Consider the following 20,710-nt stretch of genomic DNA (forward strand, 5'->3'; position numbering starts at 1 on the left):
TCACGCCATTGCCAAAGCGTCTGACAAGACCGACAGAACCGCATCCTTTGGTACATCAGAGGTCACAAAAGCCTGACCGATGCCGCGCGCGAGAATGAACCGCAACTGCCCATCCACAACCTTCTTGTCCTGCCCCATAAGGTCCACCAGCGCTTGGGCACTTGGAAGATCCCCTGGAATATCAGCAAGATCAATCTTCATCCCCATGGCCCGCAGATGCGCCCGCACCCGGCTTGGGTCTTCTTGTGAACACAACCCGAGACGCGAGGACAGTTCAAACGCAAGCGCACAACCGATGGCGACGCCTTCACCATGCAGCAATCGGTCAGAATAACCCGTCGCCGCCTCAAGCGCGTGGCAGAACGTGTGCCCCAGATTCAACAAGGCACGATCGCCTTGTTCGGTTTCATCCCGCGCCACGATATCGGCTTTCATCTGCACAGAACGCGTGACAGCCCGCACGCGCGCCGCCATCTCTCCGGCGGACACGTTTGGTCCGTTTTCCTCAAGCCACTCAAAGAAATCCGCGTCGCCCAGTAGACCGTATTTCACGACCTCGCCATAGCCCGACAGAAAATCCCTCTGGGTCATAGTCCCAAGAACTGACGTGTCAGCCAGTACCAGCGAGGGTTGATGGAACGCCCCAATCAGGTTCTTGCCCTGAGGCGCATTGATCCCTGTTTTTCCCCCGACCGAGCTGTCGACCTGCGCCAGAAGCGATGTGGGGATCTGCACAAACCGGACCCCGCGGCGCAGAACAGCCGCAGCAAAACCTGCAAGGTCGCCAATGACCCCACCACCCAACGCCACGACCACATCCCGACGTTCGACTTTCTCTGCCAGCAGCCATTCAACCGCGCGTTCGAAATGTGACCAGCTTTTGGTGGCTTCGCCGGCGGGCAACGCCAGCGCTGTCATCTCGACCCCTGCAGCGTTGAGCCCTGCGCGAAGTGCGTCCAGATGCAGGTCAGCCACGTTTTCATCGGTCAGGACGGCCACCTTGGGGCGCGACAACAGCGGGGAAATCCACTCACCCGCCCGCGCCAGAAGATCCGGCCCGATCTCAACATCATACGAACGGTCGCCCAGATCCACGTGTACTGTTTGATGCATTACTTCTGTTCCAAAACATCGGGGCGCGCCAGCAAAGCGACGACCACCCGGTCCACCATATTCTCGATCGAGGTATCGCCATCGGACTCGACCGTCAAATCCGCCTCGGCGTAAACCGGCACGCGCGCCTCGTAGAGGGCCTTTAACGTTGCATAAGGATCAGCGGTTCGAAGCAACGGGCGCGTATCCTTGCGGCGCACCCGGTTCCACAACACGTTCAGGTCAGCCCGAAGCCATACCGAGGCCCCCTGCTGGCTGATCGTTCGGCGATTGTCCGGTTGCAAAAACGCCCCGCCACCGGTTGACAAGATACCATTCTTCTCTTCCAGCAAGCGTCCGATAACCTGCGCTTCCTTCACGCGAAAGAAAGGTTCGCCATAACGTTTGAAGATTTCCGGGATGGTCATGTTGGCGGCTGATTCGATCTCGGCATCGCTGTCCAGAAACGGAACGCCAAGGCGCGCCGCCAGGGCGCGGCCCACAGCGGTCTTACCAGCGCCCATCATCCCCACCAGAACCACGGTTTTGTGCAGATCAAACCTGCCCTGTGCGTCCGAAATGTGGGTGTTATGCTTAATTTCGCTCATTTCAACGTGAATGACGTGATCTTAGGAAAAATGCCAGTTATAACTTGGCCAAAATCAAAAATTGAGGCAGCGTAAAGCCATGGGCCGTCTAATCAAGTTTCTGATATATGTTCTTTGCCTTGGGTTCATTGGGCTGGTGGCTTATGCCTATGTGGGTCCTTTCTTTGGCGCGGATTTTTCAGCACCCCAAAGTGAAATCCGCGAACCGGTCGTGCTGGATGTCGACTAAACAGGCGCTTTTTGTCGTCTTTCTGGCAGGGTCCGCACAGGCGCAGGCCCCTTTGTCGGCCATCGATTGGCTGTCTAATCCGCCTGAAAACCTTCCCGGAACCGTTCTGCTGGAGCCACCTGTGGCTCAAAACGGTGCCTTGCCGGACATCGAGGTGACTTCGCTTGAGGCCCTGTCACAACCGCTGGGTCTTGTGTCGTCCACCGTCACGGGCCTGCCGATCGACCTTTGGCAAAGCAGTGATCCCAGCCTTCTGGCAGAACTGATTTCCAAGATACCTGTTCGTGACAATCCCGCCATGCAGCGTTTGCTGTTCACGTTGCTCTTGTCAGAATCCCGCGCCCCGTCCGGGCCAGATGCGCAAGAGGTGCTGCTATTGGCCCGCCTGGATCGACTGATGCAGCTGGGCGCAGCAGACCCTGTACAATCACTCGTGCAATTGGCCGGTCCAACTGACACGCAAGAGCGTTTTCAACGCTGGTTTGACGCGACACTGCTGACCGGGGACGAAGATCGAAGTTGCACCGCCCTGATTGCCCAACCTCATCTGTCGCAGAACTATGCAGCGCAGATATTCTGCAAAGCGCGTCGCGGGGATTGGGCGTCTGCGGCGCTGACACTCGAAGCCGCGCACGCGCTGGAACTTCTGTCGCCCGAAGACCTTGCAGTACTGGACCGGTTTCTGAGCCCCGAGCTTTATGAAGGTGCAGCCTATCTGCCGCAGCCTGAAGACCCCGACCCGCTGAGTTTCCGGCTATTCGAAGCCATAGGGGAACGCCTGCCGTCCGCCCCTCTGCCGCGCGCCTTTGCCAACGCAGATCTGCGGGACGTCGCGGGTTGGAAGGCCCAGATCGAAGCTGCCGAACGGTTGACACGGATCGGTGCATTGACGCCAAATCAGCTCTTGGGCCTTTACACCGAACGTGATCCTGCCGCATCCGGCGCGGTCTGGGACCGTGTCTCGGCCATCCAACGATTTGAAAGCGCACTGAACACGGGCAATGCCGAGGCCATTGGAAAGACACTGCCCATTGTCTGGCAACAGATGCGTAGCGTGGGCCTTGAAGTTCCCTTTGCGGAACTCTTCGCAGAACGCCTGTCGCAAGTTACCTTGCCAGTGACCGCCACTGAAATCCTGCGCTGGCGCATCCTCATGTTGTCCGAGATGTATGAACGTGCAGCCCTTGTTACGCCCGACAACTCGACCGACACATTGTTCCTTGCAGCGCTTGCGCAAGGCGATCCCGGACGGGCTGTATCGCCCTCACCCCGGGCAGATGCCATCGCACAAGGATTTGAATGGTCGGCGCCTGTGCCCAGCGACATCGACGCGCTGTTGGCCAACGGTCAGCTGGGCGAGGCCATTTTGGAAGCGATGCAAATGTTTGCCCATGGCGCACGCGGCAATCTGGTCGATCTGACCGGCGCTATCGCCACCTTCCGAAAGGTGGGGTTGGAGGACACGGTCCGCCGCGCCGCCCTAACGCTTTTGATCCTGCAAGAGCGGTGATCATGGGCGGTCCGGCAACCAACGAGCTTTGGATTTCGACTTTCCTGCAAGCGCAGGCGGCAGAGCTTGGAGCGGCGACAAACACGTTGCTGGCTTATGGGCGTGATCTGAAAGACCTTGCCGCGTGGATGGACCACAGGGTCACGGGATTTGAACACGCCGATCGCGATCAGATTGAAGCCTATCTGATCGATTGCGATGCGCTGGGCTTGTCCCGTTCCACCCGTGCACGACGCTTGTCGGCCATCAAGCAACTCTATCGATTTGCCTTCGAAGAAGGCTGGCGCGACGTGAACCCTGCCATTCAGATCAAAGGTCCGGGGCGACAGAAACGTCTTCCCAAGGCGTTGGATGTCCCCGAGGTGGATCGCTTGCTTGAAGCCGCCCGGCAAACTGGGCGCACCAAAGCGGATCGGTTGCGCAATACCTGCATGATGGAACTTCTTTACGCCACCGGAATGCGCGTGACCGAGCTTGTGTCCTTGCCCGTTTCCTCGGCGCGTGGCGATCCGCGTATGCTGCTGGTACTGGGCAAAGGTGGCAAGGAACGGATGGTGCCCCTGTCCCCACCCGCGCGAGAGGCATTGGCAGCTTGGCTGACCGTGCGGGATGAAGCAGAGGATCAGACCGTAGGGAAAGGCGGCCAACGTTCGCGCTTTCTGTTCCCATCGCGCGGAAAATCGGGCCACCTGACGCGGCACAGGTTCTTTCTGCTGGTCAAGGAACTGGCCGTGCAAGGCGGTGTTTCGCCTGAAAAAGTCACGCCGCACACATTACGCCATGCCTTTGCCACGCATCTTCTGGCGAACGGAGCTGATCTGCGTTCGATCCAAACCTTGTTGGGTCATGCTGACATCGCCACGACCGAGATCTACACCCATGTTCTGGATGAACGCCTTGCGGAACTGGTGTTGCAGCATCACCCGCTTAGCAAGGACGCCAAGAAAGACGAGGGCTAAGCCCTTGATCCGGTGGGACCGTATCCCCATAACGGATGCAGAACTCTAAATCTCAAGGACCAATGGAACCCTCACCCTCTCTGATCGACAGCGCATTCTGGTTTACCTCTGGCGCGATCCTATTTTTGCTTGTCTTGTCCGGCTTCTTCTCGGGCTCGGAAACTGCGCTTACGGCCTCTTCGCGTGGAAAGCTCAGGGCGCAAGCCGACAAAGGATCACGCGGGGCAAAAAAGGCGCTTGAGATCACCGATGATAATGAACGTCTGATCGGATCGGTTCTTCTGGGCAACAATCTGGTCAACATCCTGGCGGCCTCGCTGGCGACTGCGTTGTTCACGCGCTTGTTCGGCGAAAGCGGCGTAGCCCTGGCGACGCTGGTCATGACCTTGCTGGTGTTGATCTTTGCCGAAGTGTTGCCCAAGACCTATGCGATTACCAATTCTGAAAAGGCTGCAGCTGCGGTAGCGCCAATCATCAGCGTGATTGTGACGGTGTTTTCCCCCATCGTGGCCGCGGTGCGTCTGCTGGTGCGCGGTGTCTTGCGCCTCTTTGGCGTGCGGATCGACCCCGACAGCAACATCTTGGCCGTGCGCGAAGAAATCGCCGGAGCCCTGCAGCTTGGCCATTCCGAAGGTGTGGTCGAAAAGGAAGATCGTGACCGCATCTTGGGTGCACTGGATCTGGGTGAACGGACGGTGGAAGAAATCATGTTGCACCGCTCGAACATCGAGATGATCGACGCCAACGCCGCCCCCGAAGCAATCCTGAAGCAGTGTCTGCAAAGTCCGCACACGCGACTGCCTGTTTTTCGCGATGAGCCGGAAAACATCGTCGGGGTGGTTCACGCCAAAGACCTGTTTCGCGCCATGTATGCCCAAGCCGGCGGCCGCGGCGGTACCGACCGTCTGGCCAGCTTTGACATCGGCAAGGTAGCCAACGACCCCTATTTTGTGCCCGAAACCACCACTCTGGACGACCAGATGCGGGAGTTCCTGCGAATGCACAGCCATTTTGCACTTGTGGTCGACGAATACGGTTCGCTGCGCGGCCTGATTACGCTGGAAGACATTCTGGAAGAGATCGTGGGCGAAATCGCCGATGAATTTGACATCGACGAAGAGGTGCCTGTCACCAGGACCGAAGATGGTCAGTACCTTGTCGAAGGCGCAATGACCATCCGCGACGCAAACCGGGCGCTGGATTGGTCACTGCCGGATGAAGAGGCCAACACCCTTGCCGGTCTGGTCATACACGAAGCGCAAATGATCCCGATCGTGGGTCAGGTGTTTTCCTTCCACGGCTTCCGGTTCGAGGTTACAGCCCGCGATGGAAATCGCATCACAGGCCTGAAAGTTCGGCCGCTTTAAACCGGACCAAATAGCAAAAACGACACCTTCTGTCGCGTAATTGACAGCACCTGGCATCTTTGCTTTGCACCGTCCCACAAACAGTGGGAGGTGCAGATGAAAAACACATGCCAAGTGGCCGTCATTGGTGGGGGTGTCGTCGGATGCTCGGTTCTGTATCACCTGACCAAGCTGGGCTGGTCGGATGTGATGCTGTTGGAACGTTCCGAACTGACCAGCGGGTCAACCTGGCACGCGGCGGGCGGGTTTCACACACTGAATGGCGACACAAACATGGCAGCGCTGCAGGGTTATACCATTCGGCTGTATAAAGAGCTGGAAGAGATCACCGGCATGTCCTGCGGGTTGCACCATGTAGGCGGTGTGACCCTGGCCGACAATCAGGACCGTTTTGACATGCTGCTGGCCGAGCGTGCCAAGCACCGTTTTATGGGGCTGGAGACTGAAATCGTCGGGCCGGACGAGATCAAGAAGATTGCCCCGATCACCAATACGGACGGCATCATCGGCGCGCTCTATGATCCGCTGGACGGGCATCTTGACCCCTCGGGAACCACACATGCCTATGCCAAAGCAGCCCGCATGGGCGGAGCAACAATCGAAACCCATTGCATGGTGCGTGAAACCAACCAACGCCCGGACGGGTCTTGGGATGTGATCACCGACAAGGGCACCATTCACGCCGAGCATATCGTGAATGCAGGTGGTCTTTGGGCGCGTGAGGTGGGCGCGATGGCCGGTGTCTATTTCCCTCTGCATCCGATGGAGCACCAATATCTGGTCACGGACTCGATCCCTCAGATTGAAGCGATCATCGACGCCGGTGGCGAGCATCCTCATGTGATGGACCCGGCAGGTGAAAGCTATCTCCGGCAGGAAGGGCGCGGCCTTTGCATCGGCTTCTACGAACAACCCTGCAAACCCTGGGCGGTAGACGGTACGCCTTGGGAGTTCGGCCATGAACTCCTGCCCGATGACTACGACAAGATCACTGACAGTATCGAGTTCGCTTATAAACGCTTCCCTGTTCTGGCCGAAGCTGGCGTGAAGTCAGTGATCCACGGGCCTTTCACTTTTGCGCCCGATGGAAACCCTCTGGTCGGGCCGGTGCCCGGAATGCGCAACTATTGGTCGGCTTGCGGTGTTATGGCCGGGTTCAGCCAGGGCGGCGGTGTTGGCCTGACGTTGGCGCAATGGATGATCGAGGGCGAGCCCGAACGTGATGTCTTTGCCATGGACGTGGCCCGATTCGGGGATTGGATCAGCCCTGGCTATACCCGTGCCAAAGTCATCGAGAACTATCAGAAACGTTTCAGTGTCGCCTATCCAAACGAGGAACTGCCCGCTGCGCGTCCAAACCGAACCACACCGATGTATGACATCTTCAGTGATCTGGGCGCCGTCTGGGGCCAACAATACGGGCTGGAGGTCGCCAACTACTTTGCGCAAGGCGATGAGCCTGGGTACGAGACCCCTTCGTTCCGGCGTTCTGACGCGTTCGGTGCGACAGGGCGCGAAGTGCGGGCCGTGCGCGAGAACGTGGGTATCAACGAGGTCCACAACTTCGGAAAGTACCGGATCACCGGACCAGCTGCGCGGGATTGGCTGGACCGGATCATGGCCGGACGTATCCCGAAACCGGGACGCCTGTCTCTGACACCGATGTTGTCGCCCAAAGGCAAACTGATCGGCGATTTCACCGTATCCTGCCTGAGCGAAACCGAATTTCAACTGACGGCCTCATATGGCAGCCAGGCATTCCACATGCGCTGGTTCCTGCAAAATGCGCAGGACGGCGTATCCGTCGATAACATCAGTGACCGGTTGAACGGGTTTCAGATTGCAGGCCCCAAGGCTACGCAGGTGCTGGCCGCCTGTACGCGGGATGATCTGAGCGACTTCCAGTTTCTCGATGTCCGCCGCATGACAGTTGGCATGACCGACTGTATCGTTCAAAGGGTAAGCTATACCGGCGATCTTGGGTACGAAATCTACTGCGACCCGATGGCCCAACGGCAACTCTGGTGGACCTTGTGGGAAGCCGGGCAAGCGCATGGCATGGTTCCCTTTGGGATGCGCGCAATGATGAGCCTGAGGCTGGACAAGTTTTTCGGCTCGTGGATGCGGGAGTTCTCGCCTGACTACACTGCTGCGGAAACCGGGTTGGACCGCTTCATCTCATTCCGCAAGAACAGTGATTTCATCGGCCGCGCCGCTGCTGAGGCGGAACGCGCTGAAGGGACCGACCGTACATTGGTGGCCTTTGAGGTCGATGCAGACGACGCGGACGTCAACGCCTATGAGCCGATCTGGCTGGACGGCGCTGTGGTCGGTTTTTGTACATCGGGCGGGTATTCTCACTTCGCGCAAAAATCCATTGCGATGGGCTTCTTGCCTTCTGATCGCGTGTCCGAAGGGCTTGAGGTTGAAATCGAAATCCTTGGACAGATGCGCAATGCAAAGGTACTCTCGACACCTTTGTTTGACCCGGACGGCACACGCATGAGGGGATGACAGCGCGCTTGACCGGCGGCATTGTGACGGCATGACTGACATTCCCATTATCCTGCTGGCCGCCGGGCAATCCAGCCGCATGGGCGGCGTGGACAAGTTGATGCAACTGATCGACAGCATACCGCTGTTGACGCGTTCAGCGCGCAACGCGCGGGCCGTTGGACCCGTGTTTGTCGCCCTGCCCCCAGAACCGCATCCCAGATACAAGGCTCTGGGCGGTCTGGACGTTCAACCCGTACCTGTCCCGGACGCAACAGAGGGAATGAACGCAAGCCTGCGGGCGGCAATGCGGCAGCTACCGCCTGACGCTCGTGCGGTGATGGTCTTGTTGGCTGATCTACCCGACCTGACTCAGGCCGATCTGGCCGCGGTCCTCTCGGCGCGACAGACCCACCCCGACAGTCTCATCTGGCGCGGTGCTACTGCAGACGGGAAGCCCGGCCATCCGGTGATCTTTGATCGGACGCTCTTTGATCAACTCTCAGCGTTGCAGGGCGATGATGGCGCACAGAAAGTAGTACGGGCACATCAGGGTAAAGTGCACCTGCACTGCCTGCCTGACCGGAACGCGTTGCTGGATTTGGACACGCCAGATGATTGGTACACGTGGCGCAAGAAACGTACCCCAGAATAAACACGGCCCGGTCTTTTCAGACCGGGCCGATGCCCAATACAGGACTACCACTTTTCTCAATCCCAAAAGTCTGGCCAGTGCGCTGTCAAAGCACCCCGACTGAATAGCTGCCAAACCTAAACAAGACCCCCTCGTTAACACGCCGCTAAAACTTTCGGTGACTGAGTGAACCAGCAGCGCCCCCTAGCGCTTTTGGTTCCCCCTCACTTGGGCACGTTCATCCTCACTGATCTGATCGTTCGAAACAACGTAAAATTGGAAGGAATGGTTAACTTGACCCTGGGTCGAATGGTTTTTGAGCAACAACGCAGGTGCCGCCAATCAACCTTAAGGCGATTTCGTCTTGTTGATCACCGCGACGATTCGAAATTATGCACAAACTTATGCGCACATTCACCTCATCAAAGCCAAAGTTTTCTGGCCAAGTCAGGCGACACACCTGCTTGCACACAACTATTGGAGGAGTTGGCATTTTCCCCATCCTGCAGCTGGATCATTGTCAACAAAACAATAATAATTCAACGTTTTTGAAAGTTTGACGTCAAATTCAGCAACAATCCTCCGATTCGCGCACCTTAACCCGGCGATTTTAACGAATCCCACTTGACGTCGGCCGCCACAGAACACGCGCTTTGTGGCAAAATTAAGATTTCTTCACGTATCCCTCAGGAAAGACCAATCCTGCTGCCGCATCTCTTGTTTCAACGCGTGGTCGAATCTGCGCGACACATACAGGAGACAGATATGAGCATCCGCAAATCCTCGCTTTTATTTCCCCGGACCTCCAACTGGACGGGCATCAGCGCCTTGGGCGCAGCGCTGCTGGCGACCACGGCTATGCCGTCCATGGCGGACGAGGCGCTGGCTGATTTGGTCGAAACCGTTTCACCTTCGGTTGTAACCATCATCGCGGAACAAGAAATCGTGCCCGGCGCGGCACCCGGACAGAATTTTGACTTTGACGGACATCCGTTTGGCGAATTCTTCAAACGGTTCGGCGCTCCGGAAGGTTTCGATGCACCCCAGCGCGGTCCGGCACAGGGTTTGGGCTCGGGCTTTGTCATGGATGAAGCGGGATACATCATTACCAATCACCACGTCGTCGACAACGCTTCGTCCGTGACCGTTCGACTGAATGATGACCGCACCTATGATGCCGAAGTGGTCGGCACCGACCCGCTAACCGATATCGCCGTCTTGAAAATCGACGCAGACACAAAGCTGCAGGCCGTTGAACTGGGCGACAGCGATGTTATCCGCGTTGGTGAAGACGTTGTGGCCATTGGCAATCCATTTGGCCTGAGCTCGACCGTAACCACTGGTATCGTCTCGGCAAAAGGGCGAAACATCTCTGAAGGCCCTTACGCAGAGTTCATCCAGACCGACGCTGCGATCAACAAAGGTAACTCGGGCGGCCCCCTGTTCAATATGGATGGCGAGGTTATTGGCGTGAACTCGGCCATCTATTCGCCCAGCGGTGGATCAGTTGGTCTGGGCTTTGCCGTGACTTCGAACATCGTAGAGCATATCGCAGCCGATTTGCGTGACGACGGCCAGGTCAGCCGAGGCTGGCTGGGTGTTTCGATCCAAAATGTCAGCCCGCAACTTGCGGCAGCCCTTGGTATCGATGCCTCCGCTGGCGCGCTGGTATCTGACGTTGTTGCCGACAGCCCGGCAGATGGTGTTCTGAAGCAGGGCGATGTGATCCTGTCCTTCAATGACGAAGCCGTCGATTCCAGCGGTGATCTGCCCATTCTTGTCGGCACGACCAAAGTTGGCACTGACAGTACTTTGACCGTTCTGCGTGACGGCAAAGAGGAATCGGTCACTTTGACCATCGGCCAACATCAGGCAGCGTCTGCTCAGGTCGAAACGCCGTTCGAAGCTGAGGTTGCTGGCACAACAATGGGCGTCACAGTGGCCCCGCTGACCGAAACGGTGCGCGCCGAGACAGGTGTCGCCGAGACCGTCGAAGGTGTTGTGGTTACGAACCTGAAACCCGACAGCCCCGCCGAAAAAGCCGGTCTGCAACGTGGTGACGTGATCGTCAAACTGGGCAACCAGGACACGTTCACCCCCGACGCGTTGAAGGCAGCGCTGGACAGCGAAAAAACCGATCCGGCCCTGGTGCTGATCAATCGCGGTGGCAGCCAGATTTTCGTCGCAGTCGAACTGGCCTGATCTTGAACACGGGCGCGCCGCTTGATGGGGATTTTCGGCGCGCCTCACCCGGCGGACCAGAATTGTCCACTGTCTGCCGGGCTTGCCGGGTGCACGCCCAGCACCCGGCAAGGTCCCCGAATTCAATGTGCATCACCTGAAAATTGTGTTTAAATCCCGATAGAAAGGAGCCTGACCATGAGCCGCCGTCTGTTGATCGTGGAAGATGATGCTGACACCAGGGACTTCATCGCCAAAGGGTTCGGCGAAGAAGGCTATGTGGTCGAAACCGCCGCAGATGGGCGCGAAGGGTTGTATCACGCAACAGATGGGGGGTTCGATGCCGTTGTGCTGGACCGGATGCTGCCGGGCTTGGACGGGCTGTCTCTGATCAAGTCTTTGCGGGCGGCCGGATTGAAGACACCGGTTCTGATGCTGACGGCCATGAGCGCGGTGGACGAACGGGTCAAGGGTCTGCGCTCGGGCGCTGACGATTACTTGGTCAAACCGTTTTCCTTTCAGGAACTGCACGCCCGGATCGAGGCTCTGTTGCGCCGCCCGCAGGAGGCAGAGGAAATGCCAATGCTCACGTGCAAAGACCTGGAGATGGATCTGTTGACCCGCAAAGTCACCCGCAACGGACATGAGATCACCCTCACCCCACGTGAATTCCAGATCCTCGAGTATTTCCTGCGTCGCAAGAACCGCGTGGTGTCGCGCACCATGCTGCTTGAGGGCGTATGGGATTATCACTTCGATCCAAACACCAACGTTGTCGACGTCCACATCTCGAAACTACGGCGGCAGCTGGATGAAGGTGGCGATGCCCCCCTGATTGAAACCGTTCGCGGTGCGGGTTACATGATGTCTGATGGATAACCTGCGGCTTTCTTTAAATAATTCCCGCACACGGCTGGTCGCAACCAGCATGTTTCTCAGCACCTTCCTGACGGCGTCGGTGTTGGTTTTGGTTTACGTCACAGCGAACCGAAGCATCGAATCCGAGACACGCTCGGTTGTCTCTGCTGAGTTGACAGGGTTGGCAGATGAATATGAACGGCGTGGTCTGCTTGGGTTGATCACAGCAATTGAGCGCCGCCTGCCAAGTGCTTCTGAACGAGACGCGCTTTACCTTTTGACGGATCGGCTTGGGGTCAAACTGGTGGGCAATCTGAAATCCTGGCCCGTCAATGTTGCAGCGGGCAGCGGTTGGGTCGATCTGGAGCTGCGCCGCGCCGACAATGACCAGCTTGTTCCAGTGTCTGCCGCCTCGATCCGCCTGCCCGGTGGAGAGCGTTTGCTGGTCGGGCGCGATGCCGCTACGCGGCAGCAGTTTGATCGCGTCTTGTTCCGATCAGTCGCATTGGCGCTGGGGATCGCCTTTGTGTTGAGCGTGATCACCGGCTGGCTGTTCACGCGTCTGGTCTTTGCGCGCCTTTCGGACATTGCCAGCACGGCAGAAAACATCGTGTCGGGTGATTTGTCCAAAAGGATGCCCCTGCGCGGAACCGGGGACGAATTCGACCAGGTCTCGGGCACTTTGAACAACATGCTGGACCGGATCGAGGAGTTGATCAGCAACCTGCGCACCACGTCAAATTCGATTGCGCATGACCTGCGGTCTCCGCTGTCGCGTCTGCGCCAGCGCGTCGAGGCCCTGTCAGAGCCGGGAAAAAACGATTTGGACCGCGAAGTGGATATAGCCCGGGCAACGGCTGAAATAGATCACGTGCTGCGTGTTCTGGCACAGTTAACCGAGATTTCGCGCGCCGAAGCCGGGCTTGGACGCGAACAGTTTGAAACCATCAACTTGCAGCAACTGGTTGGCGATGTTGTCGAACTATACGACCCTGTTGCTGCGGATCAGGGTATTACACTAGACGTCACTGGCTCTGCCCCCCCTATCGAAGGGCACCGCCCGCTTCTGTCGCAGGCCCTGTCCAACCTGCTTGAAAACGCGATGCGATATGCGCCCGCGAAGTCGACCATCACAGTGTCACTGGATACGGCGAACGGTTTTGCCTGCCTGCACGTGCGCGATCAGGGCCCGGGCGTCCCGCCCGAAGAACTGGATCGCCTGCAACTGCCTTTCGTCACACTTGACCCGGCGCGGACAGAACGCAACGCCGGTTTGGGGCTGGCATTGGTCGCAGCGATTTCACGTATGCATGGCGGGAAATTTGCAGCCCGGAATTGTAATCCCGGACTGGAGACGACGATCTATCTGGCGCAAAAGCCCTAAACCGGGATACCTTTTGTCGCCATCGTCTTGTTTTTATAGCGTTTATCTTCCGTCACATCCGTCCCGAACCACTTCGGTGGCACAAATGCTTCGGCATCTTGTTCCGAGTCGAATTCAACCTCAACCAGACGCAATGGCGCCAGATCGCCCGAAAAGATATCCAGCTCAAACATGAGCCCATCCGGCAATTGTCCGGTATATCGCTCTTTTTCGACACGACGGCCTTCGGTTTCGGGCCAGAAGGTTTCGAACTGCTCTGCCGTAATCTGTGCCTCACGCTCAACTCGGACCAGACCACCGCCCCCTTTCAGGGTCAGGAAGAACGCATCGTTCTTCTGCCTCAGCCGCAACTCAGTCGAGTCGTCGAGCGCCGTCAAATAACCCTGCCGCACAACCGCTATCTGCGTTTTGCTCAGGTCCGGCACAGCCGCCACCAAGAACTTGCGTTCAATTTCTTTGCTCATTGGGTTGAAACCACTCCGTTTTCCAGTTCGTCAAACAGCGCCCGGTACGCGGCACAAGCCACACTGCGTTCAGCATAGGTACTGACCGGGGCACGATGCTGACCCATCTTTTCAATGTCCGCCGCGAAGGGAACCGTCGTTTGTAAAAACCGTTTAGGATATAATTTGCGCATCGATTCCATCGTTTCCTGATGCAAAATCTTCCGTTTTTGCACCATAGAAAAGAACGCTCGCAGCTTTTTCTTGCGCAGTTTGTGTTCTTCAAAGAAGCTCACCAACTGATCAAACGTCCGCTCGGACAGGGTCGTGGGAATGACCGGGACCACGATTTCATCCGCTGCCTTGAAGATGTTTTCGGACAGGGTCGAAAAGTTCGGCGGGCAATCCAGAATGATCACGTCATAGTCGCTGCCGGCGGACACCAGCGCCTTTTTCAAGCGCGAGCGTTTGTTGCGCATCCGGGACAGGAAGACATCGAAATCGCGAAAGGTCAGGTTTGCGGGCAACACGTCCAGCCCTTCGAAATCGCTGGCCCGGATCGCTTTGGTAAAGCGTTCCACATCCTCAAAAAACCGCGCATCTGTCAGCTTTTTCGATGGCTTCACCCGAAAGTAGAACCCCGACGCACCCTGAGGATCGAGATCACACAGCAAAACCTGTTTCCCCGCTTGCGCATAGGCATAGGCCAAGTTCACCGAGGTCGCGGTTTTACCGACACCGCCCTTGTTGCTGTAGCAGGCAATGATCTTCATCCCTCACTCCTTTTTGTGGTGAAACAAGCTGCGGAACAGAGTCCGGGTTTCGGGACTGTCAAAGTGTTGGAAGCTGGTGATAACGCGGTTGCGCTCGGATTTTTGACGTTGATCCAGCACCGCTATCAATCCGCCCACGGCCAGACCGATCTGTGTATCCACGCGACCCTGTGCGTTGCTTTGCTGAAAGGCAAAGGCCAGCAATGCCTCTTGCTGGACAGAGTAGTCGTTGAACAGGCCCAGATTGTCTTGCAGCTTTTTCAATGGCTTGAGAATTGTCTTGAACCCTTTTGCGTCAAAGAGCGGGGCAAAAAACTCCATCAGATAGCGCAGCTTCTTACAGTCGATGCGCAGGTCATGGACCGTTTCGTCCGGGGTGTCATCGGTGATGCTGCGCGCGATTTTGCATACCTTGCGGTAGCGTTTCCAGATCAGCGTGCAGGCATAGTCGTAAGCACCCCGATCCGCGTTTGGTCCGGCTTTTAAACGACCAATGCCGTCGAACATTTCGATCAGCCGATCCATAGAGGCGCCATAGTCAATGCTGCGCAACCTTCGAGACAAGCGCGACAGTTCCTGCCCTCGCTCCTTTTGGAAGCGGTCAAACATTCCTTGCAATCCTGGATGAAGGTTGTGCGGGATGAGGTTGAAGTACATATCTTTTTCCAAAAGATACACATCCAGATCGCGCATCCGCCCGGTCGGGGCCATAAGATCTGAAAATACCCGCTTCAAATCGGCGGTCTGATCTTCGGAAAAGACCCCTTTGAACAGACTGACCACAGACCTGATTTTGCGAAGAGAGACACGGTAGTCATGCAGAAACTCTGTATCGATGTCAGCGATCACGCCATCTTCGTTTTGCCGGGCAACCTTCAGATACGTATGAATGATATCTGCTGCGACTTCGATGGATGGTTCTGTTTTGCCCAACTTGATTTCAGGCTTGGCCTGATAGGCGTCCATATCTGGATACAGCCCGACATAGAACGCCTGGATACCCTGTTCGCCAACAGACATGTCGGCAATTGCCGCCCTGACCTTTTGATATGCTCGTTCGTACCCTCGCAGTTGCTGGAGCCGAACTATTGTCATTTGCCCTGTTGGCGAGGACATACACCAGATCGTTCCCTTAACTTGTGTTTTTTGTAGTTCATCCAACACGGTGAGCGATTTCTCCTCAATCTCACCGGTTCCGATCTGCATAAAGGCGCGGAGTTCGGGAAATCCACTCAATGCTGCCTGCACCGGTCCCCGTGGCAGGTCCTGAACAAACCGTCCCTTGCCTGCGCAGTTCTGGGACAAATGCCGCTGCTCCTTTTGCAGTAGTTGTAACGCACCACCACTTTCGATCAGCACCCGACCCTTGGCCCGTAAGGATTGGTCATGGCAATCCAGCAGCGCAAAAGGCCTGGCCACGCCTACCTGTTCAACGACAACGGAAAACCCCGGCAAGGCAGCTTCAACAGCGGACGTGCCCATCAACGAGGGCAGAAAAAACACCTCTTCAGACGACCCGGCCATCCCCCTTTCGGTTGATCCACCTCTGGTCTTTTTGTGTTCTTGCACCCGACCCTCCGCGACAGCATGGTCTTATGCAATCTCAAGCTTGGAAAAACATCAAGGCATTCCGCTTTGACCACGCGTAATCCCCGGGTGACAGGGGTCAGGTATGGACGTAAAACAAGCCTATGAGCAACCCTGTTTCATCTATCCGCAACCTTGGTCCGGCCTTTGAACAAGCCTGTGCACGTGCAGGCATACACTCGGCTGAAGAGCTGAGAGAATTGGGGCCGGATGAAGCCTATGCTCGCCTCTTGCGCGCAGGCAGCCGGGCCCATTTCATCGGCTATTATGTGTTGGTGATGGGGCTGCAGGGCCGCCCGTGGAATGACTGCAAGGGCGAAGAGAAGAAAGCCCTGCGACAACGGTTCGACGCCATCAAAGCCGGTAACAGCGCGGCGCCGGAAAACCAGATGGTTGCGGATCTGGATGCCATCGGTGTTCGCATCGCAACCAAAGACCTAAAGCAAGTCTGAACAAAAAAGGCCGCCCCAATCGGAGCGGCCTCATACTTCAGCAAAGGCGGCGGCTTAGCCAACCAGTTCGATGCCCGAGAAGAAGTAGGCGATCTCAACCGCTGCGGTTTCCGGAGCGTCTGAACCGTGGACCGAGTTTTCGCCAACCGATTCAGCGAACTCGGCGCGGATGGTGCCGGGTGCTGCGTCTGCAGGGTTGGTTGCGCCCATGACTTCACGGTTCTTGGCAATGGCGCCTTCGCCTTCCAGAACCTGAACAACGACCGGCTCAGACGACATGAATTCGCACAGTTCGTCATAAAACGGACGCTCGGCATGCACGTCATAGAACTTGCCAGCCTGAGCTTTGGTCATGTGGATGCGCTTTTGCGCAACGATGCGCAGGCCGGCCTCTTCAAACTTGGCGTTGATCTTGCCAGTCAGGTTGCGGCGGGTTGCATCGGGTTTGATGATCGAGAATGTGCGTTCCAGTGCCATGTCGGCCTCTCCTTACAATGTGGCGCGGGGCCCGCGCCGAAATCCATCGCGCGCCGCGTATCACGGTCTTTCGCTCAAGAAAAGTGTAATGATGGTCTGCCCGCTGCATTGGGGTTCAGAATGTGTCGGGCAGCGGATCGATCCGGTCTAAACGACGAACATACAGCACCGCAAGCAACCCGGCAAAGCTGCACGCCCACATCATGCCCAGAACCAGAAACGGCCCGTTTTCTGGGCTGACAAATGCGCCTGTCATTGACGTCAGGATCGCACCGAGTGCAACCACCATCGCCCCCGACAACCCTGCCGCGCTGCCCGCCAGCCTGGGGCGCACCGACATGACCCCTGCCGAGGCATTTGCATTTGTCAGACCGTTGCCGAACCCGACACAAATGGCCGAGCCGAAGAACACCCAGACCGACCCCAATTCAGCGAGAAACAACAGCAATCCGAGGAATGGCCCGGTCGAAGCCACAACCCGGCCGATCAGGATCATCGTGGTCAGACGTGTCCGCGCTGCTATCCGGCCGGTGACGAAGTTACCGACCATGAACCCACCGGTGATGATTCCAATCCCAAGACCCAACATTGCAGGGCTCAGATCGAACCATGCGGCCGCGACCAATGGCGCGCCGGTGATAAAGCTGTAGAACCCGCCAATCGAAAACGCCGCACAGAGGGCATAGCCCCAGAATCGACGGGCGCGGAACAGATGCGGATATTCCCGCAATTGGGCCGCGAAAGTTGAAGAGCGGTTCATGTTGGTCTCGCCCATGTCAAACCACAGCAGCCCCAACAGCCCTGCCCCGAGCAAGGTGTAAAGCACAAATCCCGAGCGCCAGCCGAAGAGCATATCCAGCCCCCCGCCCAGCATCGGACCAAGCATCGGCGCCAAAGCCATGGCCATCGCGACATAGCCGAGTTTGCTGGCCGCTTCATTTGGCGGATACCGATCTCTGATCGACGCACTGGATAGAACTGACCCGGCAACAACCGAAGCCTGCAAAAGACGGAACCCCAGAAAAACCCAAATCGATTCAGCCAGTGTGCACCCGATTGAGGCGATGACGAAGATGGTCATGCAGATCAACAAGATCGGCCTGCGCCCGAAACGATCGGACAAGGGACCCATAATCAATTGTAAAACCGCTGAAACCGCCAGATACCCGGCAACCGAAAGGTTCACCAGGCCGTAATCCACGCCGAAATCGTCACTCATATGCGCCAGCGACGGCAGGAACATATTCAGCGACAGCACCGACAGCGCAGTGGCAAAGATCAGCGTGATCAGAGATGGTGGCGTTTGGGCCGCGCGCATGTGAAAAACCGTTCAGAAAAGCAAACGAAACAGCGCTAACACATTGCTTGAAGCTTGAACATGCTAAGCCGCTGGCGGCGGCATCACAGCTCTGCTAAGAGCGCCTAATGCTACGGATCGAAGATATCACCTACGCCGTTGAAGGTCGCCCGCTTTTTGATGGGGCATGCGCGACTATTCCCGATGGCCACAAGGTCGGCCTTGTCGGCCGGAACGGCACCGGGAAAACCACCCTGTTTCGCCTTATCCGGGGGGAGCTGGCGCTGGAATCCGGCAACATCTCAGTCCCGAAACGTGCGCGGATTGGCGGTGTGGCGCAAGAAGTGCCTTCGTCAGAAGTGTCGCTAATAAACACCGTCCTCGCCGCTGATACTGAGCGCAGCGCATTGATGGCCGAATCCGATAGCGCCGAAGACCCTGCGCGGATCGCCGAGATCCATACCCGGCTGGCCGACATCGATGCCTGGTCGGCAGAGGCGCGGGCGGCCTCGATCCTCAAGGGGTTGGGCTTTGACGACGAAGATCAACTGCGCCCCTGCTCGGATTTCTCGGGCGGTTGGCGGATGCGTGTCGCTTTGGCGGCGGTGCTGTTTTCGCAGCCCGATCTGCTGCTGCTGGACGAACCGACCAACTATCTGGACCTTGAAGGCGCGTTGTGGCTGGAAAGCTATCTGGCCAAGTATCCGCACACGGTGATCATCATCAGCCACGACCGAGGGCTGCTGAACCGCGCGGTGGGGTCGATCCTACACCTGGAAGACCGCAAGCTGACCTATTACGCGGTGCCGTATGACAAATTTGCCGAGCGTCGCGCCGAACGTTTGGCCCAGGCGGAATCCGAGAACGCCAAGTCTAAGGCCCGCATCGCACATCTGCAAAGCTTCGTGGATCGGTTCCGTTACAAGGCGTCCAAGGCCGTTCAGGCCCAATCCCGCCTGAAGATGATCGAACGCATTCAACTGGTCTCGACCCCGCAAGAGGCTGCCTTGCGCGCGTTTTCCTTCCCTGAGCCCGAGGAACTGTCGCCGCCGATCATCCAGATCGAAGGCGGCGTCACCGGCTATGGTGAAACCGAAGTGCTGCGTCGCCTGAACCTGCGCATCGATCAGGATGACAGGATCGCCCTGCTGGGCAAGAACGGTCAGGGCAAATCGACGCTGTCCAAGCTTCTGTCCGACCGCCTGCCGCTGATGGCGGGCAAGATGACCCGCAGTAACAAGCTGCGCATCGGCTATTTCGCGCAGCATCAGGTGGATGAACTTTACGTAGACGAAACGCCACTGGACCACCTGCGCCGTTTGCGACCGGATGAAGCGCCGGGCAAGTGGCGGTCCCGTCTGGCCGGATTTGGATTGAACGCGGATCAGGCAGAAACCAAAGTCGGTCGCTTGTCGGGTGGTCAGAAGGCACGCCTGTCGCTGTTGATCGCCACCATCGATGCGCCGCATATGCTGATCCTCGATGAACCGACCAACCACCTTGATATCGAAAGCCGCGAGGCTCTGGTCGAAGCGCTGACTGCTTATTCCGGTGCGGTTGTGTTGGTCAGCCACGACATGCACCTTCTGAGCCTTGTTGCTGATCGGCTCTGGCTGGTCTCAGAAGGAACTGTCAAACTGTTTGACGGCGACCTGGAAGCGTATCGTGCCATGCTGTTGTCTCGAGACAAGCCGGTGAAAGAAAAGCCTCAAGTCAGCAAACCTAAACGCCCCTCGCGCGAGGCGATGCTGACCCTGCGCGCCGATCTGCGCAAATGCGAGGACAGGATCGAAAAACTGACGGACATGCACGATAAACTCTCGGCCAAGCTGTCCGACCCGGCTTTGTATGAAGACGACAAGGTCAACGATCTGGAAACCTGGAACCGGAAATTTGCTGAAGTCACTGAGGCCATGCAAAAAGCCGAGGCCCTGTGGGTCGCAGCCGCCGAACGGCTTGAACAGGCAGAAACAGCATGACCACGCCCATCAAGGATACTAACGCCATGATTGCCGGTATGCGCCCTGTTTTACAGTCAGGCGAGTTTGCCTTTGCTTCCTGGCATCAAGACAAACCTTGGCCAGACGGTACGCGTGCCAGCTGTGTCGAGGCTGAGGGGTTATCTCTCATCGTACCAATCAACCATGCACCGCAGGATGCCGTCGCAATGCGTTGCATCACGTTGCAGGTTCATTCTTCGCTGGAAGGTGTCGGTTTGACCGCAGCCGTTTCCAGCGCATTGGCTCAGGCAGGTATTCCCGCGAACATGGTCGCAGGGTATCACCACGATCACGTTTACGTCCCTTCAGATTCAGCACAAAACGCCCTGAATATCCTGCAGGACCTGCAAAGGAGCAGCAAATAGC

General features: G+C 57.3%; 19 protein-coding genes. 12 read left to right on the plus strand and 7 right to left on the minus strand.

Translation table 11 applies throughout. The features are described from left to right. Both aroB and ALB80_RS08230 read right to left on the minus strand, forming a co-directional pair. A complete protein-coding gene (gene aroB / locus ALB80_RS08225; RefSeq protein WP_050603560.1) occupies positions 1-1,113 on the minus strand; it encodes a 3-dehydroquinate synthase in 1,113 nt (370 codons plus the stop codon). After that, entirely contained in the window at positions 1,113-1,700 is a 588-nt protein-coding gene (locus ALB80_RS08230; RefSeq protein ID WP_050603561.1) for a shikimate kinase, read from the minus strand. Before ALB80_RS08230 ends, aroB begins: the two co-directional genes overlap by 1 nt. A gap of 79 nt (positions 1,701-1,779) precedes the next feature. Between ALB80_RS08230 and ALB80_RS22390 the strand changes: the two genes are divergently transcribed. The 9 genes from ALB80_RS22390 to ALB80_RS08270 all read left to right on the plus strand — a co-directional run bounded on the left by ALB80_RS22390 (position 1,780) and on the right by ALB80_RS08270 (position 13,315). Further along, complete coding sequence (locus ALB80_RS22390; RefSeq protein WP_172677872.1) at positions 1,780-1,929, plus strand: hypothetical protein; 150 nt, start codon at positions 1,780-1,782, stop codon at positions 1,927-1,929. After that, a complete protein-coding gene (locus tag ALB80_RS08235) occupies positions 1,919-3,439 on the plus strand; it encodes a hypothetical protein (RefSeq protein WP_050603562.1) in 1,521 nt (506 codons plus the stop codon). Before ALB80_RS22390 ends, ALB80_RS08235 begins: the two co-directional genes overlap by 11 nt. Before the next feature lie 2 nt (positions 3,440-3,441). After that, positions 3,442-4,398 (plus strand): site-specific tyrosine recombinase XerD, encoded by a 957-nt coding sequence (locus tag ALB80_RS08240; protein WP_050603563.1) that lies wholly within the window; start codon positions 3,442-3,444, stop codon positions 4,396-4,398. Positions 4,399-4,460: 62 nt separating this feature from the next. After that, entirely contained in the window at positions 4,461-5,765 is a 1,305-nt protein-coding gene (locus ALB80_RS08245; protein WP_050603564.1) for an HlyC/CorC family transporter, read from the plus strand. Between the two features lie 96 nt (positions 5,766-5,861). Next, positions 5,862-8,279 carry an FAD-dependent oxidoreductase gene (locus ALB80_RS08250; RefSeq protein ID WP_050603565.1) on the plus strand — a complete coding sequence of 806 codons (2,418 nt, stop codon included), beginning with the start codon at positions 5,862-5,864 and terminating at the stop codon, positions 8,277-8,279. Positions 8,280-8,310: 31 nt separating this feature from the next. Beyond that, positions 8,311-8,913, plus strand: a complete 603-nt coding sequence (locus tag ALB80_RS08255; RefSeq protein WP_050603566.1) for an NTP transferase domain-containing protein — start codon at positions 8,311-8,313, stop codon at positions 8,911-8,913. A 744-nt stretch (positions 8,914-9,657) separates the two neighbouring features. Continuing rightward, the gene (locus ALB80_RS08260) at positions 9,658-11,094 is read left to right on the plus strand and encodes a DegQ family serine endoprotease (protein WP_050603567.1); all 1,437 of its coding nucleotides are present in this window, start codon (positions 9,658-9,660) and stop codon (positions 11,092-11,094) included. Between the two features lie 177 nt (positions 11,095-11,271). After that, positions 11,272-11,952: a response regulator transcription factor gene (locus tag ALB80_RS08265; protein ID WP_050603568.1), complete on the plus strand. Its 681-nt coding sequence runs from the start codon at positions 11,272-11,274 to the stop codon at positions 11,950-11,952. 49 nt (positions 11,953-12,001) lie between these two features. Further along, a complete protein-coding gene (locus ALB80_RS08270) occupies positions 12,002-13,315 on the plus strand; it encodes a HAMP domain-containing sensor histidine kinase (RefSeq protein WP_253276835.1) in 1,314 nt (437 codons plus the stop codon). Here the strand turns inward: ALB80_RS08270 and ALB80_RS08275 are convergent. The 3 genes from ALB80_RS08275 to ALB80_RS08285 are packed head-to-tail and all read right to left on the minus strand — an operon-like array spanning position 13,312 to position 16,100. Continuing rightward, the gene (locus ALB80_RS08275) at positions 13,312-13,779 is read right to left on the minus strand and encodes a CYTH domain-containing protein (protein WP_050603570.1); all 468 of its coding nucleotides are present in this window, start codon (positions 13,777-13,779) and stop codon (positions 13,312-13,314) included. The two genes, ALB80_RS08270 and ALB80_RS08275, sit on opposite strands and share 4 nt — an antisense overlap. Then, a complete protein-coding gene (locus ALB80_RS08280) occupies positions 13,776-14,531 on the minus strand; it encodes a ParA family protein (RefSeq protein WP_050603571.1) in 756 nt (251 codons plus the stop codon). The genes ALB80_RS08275 and ALB80_RS08280 overlap by 4 nt, the downstream gene beginning before the upstream one ends. A 3-nt stretch (positions 14,532-14,534) precedes the next feature. Continuing rightward, entirely contained in the window at positions 14,535-16,100 is a 1,566-nt protein-coding gene (locus ALB80_RS08285; protein ID WP_157054165.1) for a CHAD domain-containing protein, read from the minus strand. A gap of 122 nt (positions 16,101-16,222) precedes the next feature. Here ALB80_RS08285 and ALB80_RS08290 point away from each other — a divergent pair, with 122 nt between their 5' ends. Continuing rightward, entirely contained in the window at positions 16,223-16,570 is a 348-nt protein-coding gene (locus ALB80_RS08290) for a TfoX/Sxy family protein (RefSeq protein WP_050603573.1), read from the plus strand. A 54-nt stretch (positions 16,571-16,624) separates the two neighbouring features. Here ALB80_RS08290 and ndk read toward each other — a convergent pair whose 3' ends face one another. Together ndk and ALB80_RS08300 are read right to left on the minus strand one after the other, a co-directional pair. Beyond that, the gene (gene ndk, locus ALB80_RS08295) at positions 16,625-17,047 is read right to left on the minus strand and encodes a nucleoside-diphosphate kinase (protein WP_050603574.1); all 423 of its coding nucleotides are present in this window, start codon (positions 17,045-17,047) and stop codon (positions 16,625-16,627) included. 115 nt (positions 17,048-17,162) lie between these two features. Further along, positions 17,163-18,365 carry a multidrug effflux MFS transporter gene (locus ALB80_RS08300; protein ID WP_050603575.1) on the minus strand — a complete coding sequence of 401 codons (1,203 nt, stop codon included), beginning with the start codon at positions 18,363-18,365 and terminating at the stop codon, positions 17,163-17,165. A 107-nt stretch (positions 18,366-18,472) separates the two neighbouring features. On the opposite strand from ALB80_RS08300, the gene ALB80_RS08305 reads away from it, so the two are divergent. Together ALB80_RS08305 and ALB80_RS08310 are read left to right on the plus strand one after the other, a co-directional pair. Then, positions 18,473-20,323, plus strand: a complete 1,851-nt coding sequence (locus tag ALB80_RS08305) for an ABC-F family ATP-binding cassette domain-containing protein (protein WP_050603576.1) — start codon at positions 18,473-18,475, stop codon at positions 20,321-20,323. Then, positions 20,320-20,709, plus strand: coding sequence for an ACT domain-containing protein (locus ALB80_RS08310; protein WP_050603577.1), 390 nt, complete (start codon positions 20,320-20,322; stop codon positions 20,707-20,709). Before ALB80_RS08305 ends, ALB80_RS08310 begins: the two co-directional genes overlap by 4 nt. Position 20,710: the final 1 nt, after the last annotated feature.

It is taken from the genome of Ruegeria sp. 6PALISEP08 (assembly GCF_001238295.1).
Taxonomy (GTDB): domain Bacteria; phylum Pseudomonadota; class Alphaproteobacteria; order Rhodobacterales; family Rhodobacteraceae; genus Ruegeria.

What these genes read in the sequence shown, in the direction of transcription:
- aroB (WP_050603560.1), bottom strand. Translation starts at nt 1,113, where the DNA reads ATGCATCAAACAGTACACGTGGATCTGGGCGACCGTTCGTATGATGTT.
- ALB80_RS08230 (WP_050603561.1), bottom strand. Translation starts at nt 1,700, where the DNA reads ATGAGCGAAATTAAGCATAACACCCACATTTCGGACGCACAGGGCAGG.
- ALB80_RS22390 (WP_172677872.1), top strand. Translation starts at nt 1,780, where the DNA reads ATGGGCCGTCTAATCAAGTTTCTGATATATGTTCTTTGCCTTGGGTTC.
- ALB80_RS08235 (WP_050603562.1), top strand. Translation starts at nt 1,919, where the DNA reads ATGTCGACTAAACAGGCGCTTTTTGTCGTCTTTCTGGCAGGGTCCGCA.
- ALB80_RS08240 (WP_050603563.1), top strand. Translation starts at nt 3,442, where the DNA reads ATGGGCGGTCCGGCAACCAACGAGCTTTGGATTTCGACTTTCCTGCAA.
- ALB80_RS08245 (WP_050603564.1), top strand. Translation starts at nt 4,461, where the DNA reads ATGGAACCCTCACCCTCTCTGATCGACAGCGCATTCTGGTTTACCTCT.
- ALB80_RS08250 (WP_050603565.1), top strand. Translation starts at nt 5,862, where the DNA reads ATGAAAAACACATGCCAAGTGGCCGTCATTGGTGGGGGTGTCGTCGGA.
- ALB80_RS08255 (WP_050603566.1), top strand. Translation starts at nt 8,311, where the DNA reads ATGACTGACATTCCCATTATCCTGCTGGCCGCCGGGCAATCCAGCCGC.
- ALB80_RS08260 (WP_050603567.1), top strand. Translation starts at nt 9,658, where the DNA reads ATGAGCATCCGCAAATCCTCGCTTTTATTTCCCCGGACCTCCAACTGG.
- ALB80_RS08265 (WP_050603568.1), top strand. Translation starts at nt 11,272, where the DNA reads ATGAGCCGCCGTCTGTTGATCGTGGAAGATGATGCTGACACCAGGGAC.
- ALB80_RS08270 (WP_253276835.1), top strand. Translation starts at nt 12,002, where the DNA reads ATGTTTCTCAGCACCTTCCTGACGGCGTCGGTGTTGGTTTTGGTTTAC.
- ALB80_RS08275 (WP_050603570.1), bottom strand. Translation starts at nt 13,779, where the DNA reads ATGAGCAAAGAAATTGAACGCAAGTTCTTGGTGGCGGCTGTGCCGGAC.
- ALB80_RS08280 (WP_050603571.1), bottom strand. Translation starts at nt 14,531, where the DNA reads ATGAAGATCATTGCCTGCTACAGCAACAAGGGCGGTGTCGGTAAAACC.
- ALB80_RS08290 (WP_050603573.1), top strand. Translation starts at nt 16,223, where the DNA reads ATGAGCAACCCTGTTTCATCTATCCGCAACCTTGGTCCGGCCTTTGAA.
- ndk (WP_050603574.1), bottom strand. Translation starts at nt 17,047, where the DNA reads ATGGCACTGGAACGCACATTCTCGATCATCAAACCCGATGCAACCCGC.
- ALB80_RS08300 (WP_050603575.1), bottom strand. Translation starts at nt 18,365, where the DNA reads ATGCGCGCGGCCCAAACGCCACCATCTCTGATCACGCTGATCTTTGCC.
- ALB80_RS08305 (WP_050603576.1), top strand. Translation starts at nt 18,473, where the DNA reads ATGCTACGGATCGAAGATATCACCTACGCCGTTGAAGGTCGCCCGCTT.
- ALB80_RS08310 (WP_050603577.1), top strand. Translation starts at nt 20,320, where the DNA reads ATGACCACGCCCATCAAGGATACTAACGCCATGATTGCCGGTATGCGC.